The 10,954-nt window shown below is 65.0% G+C and carries 10 protein-coding genes; 2 read left to right on the top strand and 8 right to left on the bottom strand.

What is annotated here, in order from left to right; genetic code table 11:
* Both BUA29_RS08670 and BUA29_RS08665 read left to right on the top strand, forming a co-directional pair.
* A partial coding sequence (locus BUA29_RS08670; RefSeq protein WP_178137912.1) for a transposase occupies positions 1-166 on the top strand: 166 nt, incomplete at its 5' end.
* Positions 167-330: 164 nt separating this feature from the next.
* Positions 331-1,044 carry a TonB-dependent receptor domain-containing protein gene (locus tag BUA29_RS08665; RefSeq protein WP_084602422.1) on the top strand — a complete coding sequence of 238 codons (714 nt, stop codon included), beginning with the start codon at positions 331-333 and terminating at the stop codon, positions 1,042-1,044.
* A gap of 80 nt (positions 1,045-1,124) precedes the next feature.
* Here BUA29_RS08665 and BUA29_RS08660 read toward each other — a convergent pair whose 3' ends face one another.
* The 8 genes from BUA29_RS08660 to BUA29_RS08625 form a co-directional block, all read right to left on the bottom strand.
* Entirely contained in the window at positions 1,125-2,069 is a 945-nt protein-coding gene (locus BUA29_RS08660) for a hypothetical protein (RefSeq protein WP_245770531.1), read from the bottom strand.
* Complete coding sequence (locus BUA29_RS08655; RefSeq protein ID WP_072756186.1) at positions 2,066-4,477, bottom strand: LTA synthase family protein; 2,412 nt, start codon at positions 4,475-4,477, stop codon at positions 2,066-2,068. The genes BUA29_RS08660 and BUA29_RS08655 overlap by 4 nt, the downstream gene beginning before the upstream one ends.
* On the bottom strand, positions 4,477-5,754 hold the full coding sequence (locus tag BUA29_RS08650; RefSeq protein ID WP_143148863.1) for a YaiO family outer membrane beta-barrel protein: 1,278 nt from the start codon (positions 5,752-5,754) through the stop codon (positions 4,477-4,479). The genes BUA29_RS08655 and BUA29_RS08650 overlap by 1 nt, the downstream gene beginning before the upstream one ends.
* The gene (locus tag BUA29_RS08645; RefSeq protein WP_072756184.1) at positions 5,751-7,262 is read right to left on the bottom strand and encodes a glycosyltransferase family 2 protein; all 1,512 of its coding nucleotides are present in this window, start codon (positions 7,260-7,262) and stop codon (positions 5,751-5,753) included. The genes BUA29_RS08650 and BUA29_RS08645 overlap by 4 nt, the downstream gene beginning before the upstream one ends.
* A complete protein-coding gene (locus BUA29_RS08640) occupies positions 7,259-8,332 on the bottom strand; it encodes a HEAT repeat domain-containing protein (protein WP_072756183.1) in 1,074 nt (357 codons plus the stop codon). The genes BUA29_RS08645 and BUA29_RS08640 overlap by 4 nt, the downstream gene beginning before the upstream one ends.
* A 276-nt stretch (positions 8,333-8,608) precedes the next feature.
* Positions 8,609-9,241, bottom strand: a complete 633-nt coding sequence (locus BUA29_RS08635) for a lysophospholipid acyltransferase family protein (RefSeq protein WP_084602423.1) — start codon at positions 9,239-9,241, stop codon at positions 8,609-8,611.
* Positions 9,242-9,254: 13 nt separating this feature from the next.
* Positions 9,255-9,977, bottom strand: coding sequence for a pseudouridine synthase (locus BUA29_RS08630; RefSeq protein ID WP_072756182.1), 723 nt, complete (start codon positions 9,975-9,977; stop codon positions 9,255-9,257).
* Positions 9,970-10,920 (bottom strand): cation diffusion facilitator family transporter, encoded by a 951-nt coding sequence (locus tag BUA29_RS08625; protein WP_084602421.1) that lies wholly within the window; start codon positions 10,918-10,920, stop codon positions 9,970-9,972. The genes BUA29_RS08630 and BUA29_RS08625 overlap by 8 nt, the downstream gene beginning before the upstream one ends.
* Positions 10,921-10,954: the final 34 nt, after the last annotated feature.

Here is a 10,954-nt window from a genome sequence, read left to right as displayed (position 1 = left end):
GACGCGCGCCTGGATCGAAACGCACTTCGGATGGCTCAAGGCGGCTGCTGGAATGCGTCAGGTCAAGCAGCGCGGCCTTACGAAGGTCGAGGCGCTGTTTCAGCTGGCGATGGCGGCGAGCAACCTCGTCCGCCTGCCGAAGCTGATCGCCGCGGGGGCCGCGTGATGGCGGCCCCGGCGGGGAAGGTGCGCCCGGAAGCCCGAAATCGGGCTTATTCAGAGCGCGGGACGCGCTTGCGAAGCGCCTGAGCAGCGAGAAATCCGCGCTGCCGACCGAGTCGGGGGCTTCGCCGGGTCGAATTTCAACAGGCTGCTAGTAGCGCGTTCGATATTGCCATCGATTACTACACAATCCGGGTGAACAACCAGGTGCAAGCGCAAAGTCGCGATCGGCTGCGCCAGACCGAGGCCGACTGCCGGCTCGGCCAAACCGATACCGGTGCACCGGTGGACATTCACTCACCAACCTGCGTGGACGCGCTTGCGCGGGTGATCCGTGATGCCAACGGCGACATCACCAGCGTCCACTTTGCGCCGATCAACATCGCCCGAGAACAAACCTCCGGCATCGATGTAACGGCCAACTACCGCATCCAAACTGCACTCGGTGATCTGCGTTTGACCGGCAACTACAACTGGACCCGCCGCCATACTCGCCAGCAGTACCCCGGGGACCCCATCGAAGACATGCTGGCGGTGACGTTTAGCGATGCCACACTGCCGCGCACCAAAGGCAATCTTGGAGCGGACTGGAGCCGTGGCACCTGGGGCGCCAGCATTTTCGGCACCTACCTCGGGCGCGTCGCCAACTACGACAACGATGCCTGGATCCACGCCACATGGCGTTTCAATGCCAGTGCTCGCTATGCCGTCAATGATCATCTACGCCTGACGCTGATGATCGACAACCTGTTCAACCAGATGCCGCCCAGGGATCGGACTTGGGGCAACTACCCCTACTACGACACTTCATGGTTTGACAGCATCGGTCGCAGCCTCTTCCTTCAGCTGACCTGGAAGCTGGGTGGTAAGGCGTTGGACTGATGCAGAAACTGCCAAGCCGGTTGTAAGCATGCGCCCCGGTGATGCCGGGGCGCGGTCTCCATGCTTTCCCTCACCCATTGTCATTCCGGCACGGGCTCACCAACAAAGCGCCGGTAACCGGCGTAGTGATGGAAGACGAAGCCGGCAAAGGCGGGATGCCCGTGCAGGGCGGCCTCGACCTGAGCGGCTTCGTGCTCGAAGGCAGCCTCGTCCATGCCATAAAAACTCAGCTTGGCCGGCTCGCCGGGGTTGAAGTCCAGGCCGATCAGTAGCGTTTTCCCCGCTGCCTTGGCCTGGGCCAGCTCGTCTTCGGCGTGGGAGAGGATCGAGTCGCGCCCGGCGGCGCGGTTGCGGTAATCCATCAGCGCCACATAGTCGGTCATGGCAATCACATGGGCGCTGACAGGCCCCCGCACCCCGCGCCAGTCGAGCGTGATGCCATCCCACCAGAACGGCATCGCCGGACCGATCGGTAGGCGCTGGCCGGAACGATCCCGTGCCGCCACCATCGCCGCCGTCATGTCGAGAAACCCGCGCAGCAGACGCTCGCGGCTCCGATCATTCCAGCGATCGAGCACATGCGGTTCGATGTCGTAGTTGACCCCGTCGAAACGGGCATCGTCCGGTGCCGCCTGGTTGTAGTCGAGCACCCGCTGCAACATGGCCACCGCCCGCTGCCGGTACCAGGGCAGCACATAGCGTTCGGTATGCAGGTGCCAGGACCCCAGCAGCGCATACACGCGGATGCCACGCGCATGGGCAGCGCGGATCAGGGTGTGATAACGCGCCGGCTGCTGCACCAGCAGATTGCGGCCCTGATAAGCGTCGGCATACAGGTACATCGTGCCGATGCGCTTGCGCTGCAAAAACGCCAATGCCTCATCAGCCACCTGCGGAGATTCCAGCATGGCACCGGTGTCCTCTTCCCACACCCACACTGCACGCGGCGCAGGCACCTGCGCCCAGACAGGCCATGTGCAGACGAGCAGCAGCAACAGCAGCCAGCGGCTCGTGCGCAGGCTCACCGTGCCGCCTCCCGGATGTCAACCGGCAGGTGATAACGCCCACGACCGACCGGCTTGCCATCGTCTGGATCGGATGGCCGCACTGCCACGAAATATTGCCCAGGCCGTGCCGGCAACGGCAGGCGCAACTGCACCGCACGTGTGGCCCCCGGCGCCAGGGTCAAGGCCGGGCCGTAGGCTTCATGGAGTTCGTTTCCAGCCGCATCGGTGAAAACCGCCAGCGGCACGAACGTGCGCGACGGCTGCGCATCGCCATTGACAAAGACCGCCTGCACCGTCACTGCCTCGCTCCCGACCGACAATGCCACCGTATCGATACCCAGCCCGGGGGCAGTCACCGGCGCTGACCGCGGCGCGGAGACGGCAGACACACGATACGGCACCAGTGCCGGTTGATCGCCGTCCGGCGATAACTGGCCACGCTGCAGGAAGGCGGCATTGGCGGTTTCATAACGGTCCAGCCGAGACTGCACTCTGGCCTTCAGGTCAGCGTCCTCGACTTCGGCCGTGCGCAGGCCTTCCTGCAGCTCGAACAAGCGGTCATCGTGCAGAAGCCAGCGCCCGGAAACGAAATCGAGCGGGCTGGCCTTGGTTTGCTTGAGCGGGAACTCGCCCAGACTACGGAACTTTGCCGCAAGGTCCAGCCCGCGCCCGGTCCAGGTGACCCGCGCCGGTCGTTTCAGCCCATAGGTGTTGGACAACAGGGCCAGCAGCGAAGGCGTCACGTCCAGATGCGAGGACACTGCCTGGATCCGCGCCGGCTGCCGCAGCAGCGGCGAGAACACGATCAGCGGGACATGGTAGCGTTCGATGTGCGTCGCCATCGGGATTTCCGGCAGCCGATGGTCGCCGGTGATCACGAAGATGGTGTCGGCATACCAAGGCATGCGCGCCACCTGCTCGAAATAGCGACGCAGCTGGTCGTCGGTGTAGAGGATAGCGCTGTAGATGTCGGCCTGCGCCCGATAGTCCGCACGGCGCTCCGGCGGAATCCCAAGCGCGGCCAGATGTTGCTCCAGACGCGCCTTGTAGATGTCCTGGCCAGGAAAACGGTAGCTGGTGTGCATGCTGATGGTCTGCACGCCCAGTACAAACGGAGTGGGCAGTCGCGGCGCATCGGCCAGCACACGCGTTATCAGCTCACGGTCGGGATAGCCCCAACTACTGAACGGATTGCGCGAATACCCTGGCCCGAAGGTGCGTGCATCGACGATATCGCGCACGCCCTGACGTTGCAGAAACAGGCGTTCGTTGTCGAAGCTGGTGTCGGTGCCACTGTAGAAACGGGTGTGATAGCCCTGCCGCTGCAGCACATTGAACAACCCGGCATGCGCTGGCATGTTCGGCCCCAGGGCAGCAAACCCCTGCTCGGCCATTGGCAGCGAGGCAAACAACGACGGCAGCACACCGAACGTGCGCCCCTGGTTGGCCAGGAAGTTGTCGAAATAGAGGCTGCGCGCGGCCAATGCGTCGAGAAAGGGCGTAAAGCTGCCCAGCGGGGCCTCCGGCCCGGAGAACGACCGGCCCAACCCCTCGACCACGATCACCACCACATTGGGCGGACGGCCGTCACGGGTCGGGCCGAAGTACGGCCCCAATGTGTCCGGGGTGTTTTCTTCATGGAGAAATGGCCAGGCACCGCCTTGTACCGTCCTTGCCAGTATCCGGAGACGCCACCAGCGCAGCGTATCGGCTACGAAATAGGCGCCTTTGCTGCGCGCGGCCTGACGGGCGCTTTCACCACGCCACCAGCGCAGCGTATCGGCTACGAAATAGGCGCCTTTGCTGCGCGCGGCCTGACGGGCGCTTTCACCGTCCAACAGCGTGGCCCCCGGTGCCAGCGGTAACGCCCAGGCCAGCACACCGGCCAGCGCCAACCCTGGCAGCCATGCCCAGCGGGGTGGCGACACATCTGCGCGCGACCGCCAGCCCAACACAAGCCCCAGCACCAGCAGCGGGGCCAGCAGTACCAGCAGGTCAGCGCCGTGTACGGTGCCGGAGGCACCGCCCAGCGTGGTCCGGATTTCCTCCAGGCTGTACCCGAACAAATCAGCTCCCAGCGCCACGCCAGCGCCGCGGAAATACAACTCCAGCACGCCTTGGGCCAGCAGGAACAGCGCCCACAGCAAACCGACCGTCCAGACAGCCAGGCGCTGGAACCGCTGCGCTGCCAGCAGGCAGCCGAGCGCTAGCAGCACAGGTTGCGCACGCAACAGAAACAGCAGCTGGTTACCAATCGCCACCAGCGCCAGCAGCAGCGGCTGGCCGCTGCTGACCGGCTGACGGATGAGGGCGCACAAGGCCAGGGTCAGTTGCGCCAGCAGCAATGCCGGCAGCCACGCCCACAGGCGCGCAGCCGCCGTGTTCCGCCTGCCACGCGCAGGCCGGGGTGGGTTGTAGCGTTTCATCACCAGCGACGATACAGGGCAACCGAAAATTCACGCTCGTGGAAACCGTCGGCATCGTTGGCGCCACCTGCGCCAAGCTTGAAACCCCAGGTGCCGAAATAGCGCACCCAGGCAGCACCAAAGGCAGCACTGGCGTTGCGTACCAACGCACCACCGCGGTCGAGATCCGCGCTGCGGCCATGGCTGACGGTCAACTCCAGATAATCATCGCCATTGCCGCGGTAGTAGTTGCGTAGCAACAGGCGCTGGCTCCAACTGCCGGAAGCCACACCTGGCACATGTTGGAGCTTGTAGCGCGCATACCAGTCACCCCAGTAGCGGCCCACCCCGACCCCGTAGAACGCCGTCGTCCCGGAAAAACGTAGGTGATCGACACTGGCCGACAGCTCCCAACCCGCGCCCACGCCCTGGAACAGCTCGGCGCGCCAGCTTTGCCGCGGCAGTACGCCGTTGGCTGGGCCCTGCTGGTAACGGAGATTGGCATAGGCGCGCGACCACAGCCCGGCGTAACCGTCCAGCGCCCAGGCCGCATCGCGCTGGCTGAAGTGATCGGCCTGTAGCCATTCCAGGGCCAGCGAACCTTGCGTAAAGCGGCGCCGCACCGATACGGTGGTGTCATTCCATGCCGTGCGGCCGCCATCGAACCCGGTGTGATCCCAACTCGCGCGCAGTTGCCAGCGATAGCCGTCATTCCGCAATGCGTCCGGTGTGGCGATCTGCACGCTGGCCAGCAAATCGGCAACCTCCTCCGCTGCGGTTCCGCGCTCGCCCGCCGCCAGGAAATCGGCACGTGCAGCCTCGCGCTCACCAGCCGCCCGCCAGGCACGCCCGCGGGCGAGATAGGGCGCTGGCGACTGCGGCTCCAGCGCCACCCAGTGTGCATAAGCGTCTGCGGCCAGCCGTGGCTGCCCGCTCCACAGGTAGAGATCACCCAGCGCCGACCAGGCATCGGCGTAGCCGGGTTTGGCCGCGGTGACGGCGCGCAAATCGGCTTCGGCCTCTTGATAACGCCCAGCCCAGGCATAGGTGCGACCGCGTGCCAGCAGTACGTCGGTATTGCCAGGCGATGCCTGCAACATGGCGTCGTACATCGCCAGCGCCCGTTGCCGTTGCGCCGGATCGCCCGAGGTCGCCAGCTCACGCGCCTCGCGCAGACGCATCACCTCCGGGTCTTGTTCTTGTTCCTGCGCAACGGCTGCCGATACCGCCTGCGGCAGATCCACCGGCCCGGCAAGCATCGCCCCGCTCTGCAACAGCAGCCATGCAAGCGCAGTCACGGCGTCACCTCGCGGGACTTGCCAGGAGCGGCAGCCGCCCCGCTTGTCTGCGCTGTCTGCGCTGGGCTAACCATCATTTCTTCTTCCTCCTCATGCCAATCCGCCTTGCGGCGCATATGCCCCCAGCTTGAGCGACCGAGCATCCAGCGCACCAGTCCGATCACACAGAACACAGACAACATCTGGCGATACCCGAAGTTTTCGAGAATGGCAACCACAAACAGTTTGAGCTGCTGGCGTGGCCGCGGGTAGAGCTGAAATGAAACCTCTTCCAGCAACATGGCATTGACCGACAGCAGAATACCCAAGCCAATCGACGCGAACAGGAACACCCAGAACGCCTGCATCGACACCATCCCGGCCAGCCACAGGATGATCACCGACACATAGCCCAGCACTTCCACCAGCGGGCCCAGACATTCAAACAGCAGCATGAACGGGAATGCCAACCAGCCCACCGCCCCGGCATTGCGCCGAAACATCAGCCGCAGATTGCCAAACAGGCTTTCGGCCAACCCCTGTTGCCAGCGCGTGCGCTGGCCGTAGAGGGAGCGCAGATCGGAAGGCACCTCGGTCCAGCAGATCGGATCCGGAACGTAGGCGATCCGGTACGGCCTGTTTTCTTCGCGCATGCGGTCGTGCAGACGCACCACCATTTCCATGTCTTCGCCGACCAGATCGCTCTTGTAACCGCCGGCGGCGATCACCCGCTCCTTGTAAAACACCCCGAAGGCCCCGGAAATGATCAGCAACGCATTGAGCGGCAACCAGCCCAGCCGCCCGAACAAGAAGGCGCGCAGATACTCCAGCACCTGGATCGCGGGCAGCAGTCTGTCAGGCAGATCGATCTCTTTCAGCAGCCCGTCCTGGACCGTACAGCCGTTGACCACCCGGATGACTCCGCCGGTGGCGATCATCCGGGCATCCTCAAGGAACGGCTGCACGACCCGCGCCAGACTGTCCTTCTGCAGGATGGAGTCGGCATCCACCACGCAAAACAATGGATAGCGTGCGGTGTTGATGCCGGCATTGAGCGAATCGGCCTTACCGCCGTTGTCCTTGTCCACCAGCCGTACCCGGCCATGCCCGGGCGAAACATAGAGCCGGCGGATCGGTGCCGTCTTGAGTCGGGCGCGATAGGCCTCGGGAAATTCCACCAGACCGAATTCCTCCACCACTGTTTTCAGGGTGTCATCGGTGGAGCCATCGTTGATTACCACCACCTCGAAGTTCGGGTAATCCAGACGCAGCAGGGAACGCACGGTGGCGACGATGGTCCTGGCTTCGTTATAGGCCGGCACCAGGATGCTGACCGGCGGCTGATACTGGGCAAAGGTGCGGGCGCGGTAGCTCACGCCATGTTCGCGGACATAGCGCACGATGGTGTACATGGAGATGAAGTTCAGCCCCAGGTACACCGCATTGATGCAGACGAAATAGAGCAGGAAGAACCACTGCAGGGCTTCCAGGGTTGGCGCCAGACCGATGACGAAAGCCGGCGTGCTCATGCCGCCTCCAGGGTCTGCTCGGCGATCACCTGGGTGAGAATGTCGCGCGCAAAGCGATCCTGCTGGGCATCCCGCAGCTGGCTCAGCATGGCCACGTCACCACCCAGCAGATGCGCGATTGCCTGCGCCGTGCGATAGCGTACCCACCACTGCGGATCCGCCAGCAGCGGCAGCAAGATTTCCACGTCATGGCGCTGCCCAAGCCGGCCCAGGGCCGATGCCGCATGCATGCGCACATGCCAGCGCGGATGTGCCAGAAGCGGTCGCACCTTGTCCAGATCGGCGGGGTCGGTCATGACCTGCAAGCAGGTGGACACCAGGTGTTCGTCATGCGGCTCGGAAAGCACCGCCCGGATGACCTCCGTCGCCGCCTCCGGGCTGACATCGGCCAAAAAGCGCACCAGCCGCGAGGCAATCTCATCATTGGTGCGCAAGGCGGCGCTGCGCAGCGGATCCTTGACGATGTCGGGTTCGGCTTCGCTCAACAGCTGCGCCACACCACCATCCACCCAATCGTGCCGGGCGACGATCTGCGGCACCACCCGCTGCACCGCGCGGATCGGATCGATCCGCATCAGCGCATGGGCGGCGCTGATCGAGATGATCGGGCTGGGGTCGGCGAGCAGCGGCTCCAGCCGGCTGAAACTGGAAACGCTGCGCAGATGGCCGAGCGCGATGATGGCCATCACCCGATCGTGGAAGTGGCCGCGCAGGGCGATTTTCTCCAGCTTGGGCGCAAGCCCGATCGCCCAGGCCACCTGATGCATGCCCGGATTGTCCTTGCCCTCCGGCAGCGCATGCAGGGCATTCCAGGCCTCCATGAAGCCGGTCATGTCCTGCACCGGCAACGACGGCAGATGTGGCGGCACACCGTTGTGCATGGCTTCGGTCAGAATCTGCTGCCAGCGTGCCAGCGCCTGCCGGTGCTGACGCTCCCGCCGCTGCGACAGCTTGCGCAAAACCAGCACGACCAAAAACAGCACCAGCGAGGCCAGACTCATACTGAGCCCGACCCAGAATGCGAACACCACCCCCGGGTCGCTGCTGTAGAGCAGATCGAACAGATGCATCAGCAGCCCCCCGGGAGCCGATGCGCACACGCAGGCGCCAGCCGCAGCATGCGCGGCTGCGTACTCAGCGCCTCTCGTCCTGACCGCATCTGCACCAACTCTGTCCGCTCCTGTGCACGATTCCGCCCGGCATGGATCGGGCTTTATCGCTGAATGTGTGGGCAAGCAAATAATACTGCGCCAAGAGCCCGGACGGGGGTTTGGTGTGTGACTAAAGCCGCCATCAGGCGCCAATATGGCCTAATGCGTCACTTTTTGCCGTGTTTGGCCAGTCGCTCAACCGGGCTGTACGACGTCGTGGCAGCGCCCCTTGAACGGCGCATACCAACGCTGGATGCGGGCGATGTCGGCGTCCATGTCCTCACCCGGCGTGAACACCGGGCCGATCACGATGCGCCGATGCGGGTAATCGAAGGCCACCGCCAGAACCGGCACCCCGGCGCCGCGGGCAATTCGCCAGAACCCGGGCTTCCAGCGGGCCACCGGCTTGCGCGTCCCTTCCGGGGCGATCGCATACCAGAGCGAGCCGGGGCGGCGCAGCAAGGCGATGGCCTGCTCGACCACCCCCTGCGGCGCGGCACGGTCCACCCCGATCACGCCCTGCCAACGCAAAAACGCCGACAGCAGCGGGATACGCATCAGGGTGTGCTTGCCCAGCACGCTCAACCGGATGCCCAGCGCCAGTTTGGCGGCGAATCCCCAGATCCCGTCCCAGTTGGACGAATGCGGGGCAGCGATGACCACCAGCCGTGGCAGATCCGGAAACGCCCCCTCCACCCGCCAGCCGCCCAGCCGCAGCACCGCGCGTCCCAACGCTTCCAGCCAAGGGCTGGGCGCCATCCGCGGCGCCTGCGGTGGCAGCGGCGGAACCAGGTTGTTTCCGGCGGAATCGTTGCTGCGAACAGACATGCGTCGATTGTAGTCACCCCGCCGCATCCACGGCGGACTGACCAAACAATGCCAGTGCGCGGGCAAATTCGGCATCCACCGGGGCTACCACCTCGATGCGCTTCCCACTCACTGGGTGCAAAAACGCCAGCCGGCGGGCATGCAGCAGCATGCGGTGAATGCCAAGCATGCGGAAATGGCGGTTGTGGCGACCATCGCCGTGACTGGTGTCACCGATCAGGTGATGCGAGATGTGCTTGAGATGCCGGCGGATCTGACGGAACCGGCCGGTGTGCGGGATCGCCTCCAGCCAGGCATAACGCGAGGTGGGAAAGCCGGCTGAGGGCAGGTCGAGCTCGCACCTGGCCAGGACGCGAAACTCGGTCAGGGCGGGCTTTTTCTCCGGCTTGCCGGGGCCACCATCGAGCGGATGTTCGACCACAAACTGCGATTCCGCCGGCCAACCACGGCAGATCGCCCAGTACGTCTTTTCCACTTCACGCGACATCATCGCCTGCCCCAGGCTCGATGCGATGTCCCGCTCCAGCGCCAGCAGCAAACAACCGCTGGTGGCGCGGTCCAGCCGATGCACCGGGAACACCGGCTGGCCGAGCTGGTCACGCAGATACTCGACCACGAACTCGGTTTCACCGCCGAGCAGCCGGCTGCCGTGCACCGCCAACCCCGCAGGCTTGTTGATCACCACCAGTGCCGTGTCGCGGTACAGCACTGGCAGCGCCGGTACCGGTTCAGTCATGCAGATGCGCCTCGCCGCAATGGCGCGCCTCCATCTGCAAGGTGGCATGGGTGATGGCAAACCGCTCGCGTAGCACCGCCGCCACCTGTGCACGCACCCCATCGCCGTCGTGCACGCCTTCCTGCAGCAACACGTGCGCGGTCAGGATTGGCTCGCGCGAGCCAAGCGCCCAGATATGCAGGTCATGCACCGCCGCCACGCCGGCCACTGCTTGCATGGCGGCGCGTACCTGCTCCAGTTCCAGCCCGGCCGGGACGCCCTGCATCAGCACTTGCGCCGCCGCCCGCAGCAACACCCAGCCTCGCGGCAGCACCCACAACGCAATCAGTACGGCGATCAGCGGATCCAGCCACAGCCAGCCGGTCAGGTGAATCAGCACTGCGCCGATGATCACCCCCAGCGAGCCGAGCATGTCGCTCAACACCTCAAGGTAGGCGCCACGGACATTGAGGTTCTCGCCGGCCCCGGCGGCCAACAGGCGCATCGCCAGCAGATTCACCGCAAGCCCGGTCAATGCCACCCACAGCATCGGGCCAAACGCCACCGGCTGCGGCGCGGCCACGCGCTGCACCGCCTCAAGCAGGATGATGGCAGCCGCCACGAACAGCAGCGCGACATTGACCAGCGCACCCAGCGCTTCCAGCCGCGCATAGCCATAGGTGCGGCGGGCATCGGCCGGCCGCCGGGCCAGCCGCACCGACAGCAGCGAAATGCCCAGCGCGGTGACGTCGGTCAGCATGTGCGCGGCATCCGACAGCAACGCCAGACTGTTGCTCCACAGCCCGCCGGCCACTTCCACCAGCAGAAACAGCAGGGTCAGCCCGAAGGCGAACCACAGCGGCCGCTCGTGGCGGATATCGGTCGGCACATGGCTGTGGCCGTGCTCATGCGCGTGCCCTGTGTCTGCTGTGTGGTGGTGTTGATGCAATCGGCAATCCCCCATGCACATGCTCCTCGCCTGTCGCCGCGCACCCTAG

It is taken from the genome of Thermomonas hydrothermalis, from assembly GCF_900129205.1.
Lineage (GTDB): Bacteria > Pseudomonadota > Gammaproteobacteria > Xanthomonadales > Xanthomonadaceae > Thermomonas > Thermomonas hydrothermalis.
The sequence above is the reverse complement of the archived record's forward strand: the minus strand, read 5'-3'. Positions and strand labels throughout refer to the sequence as shown.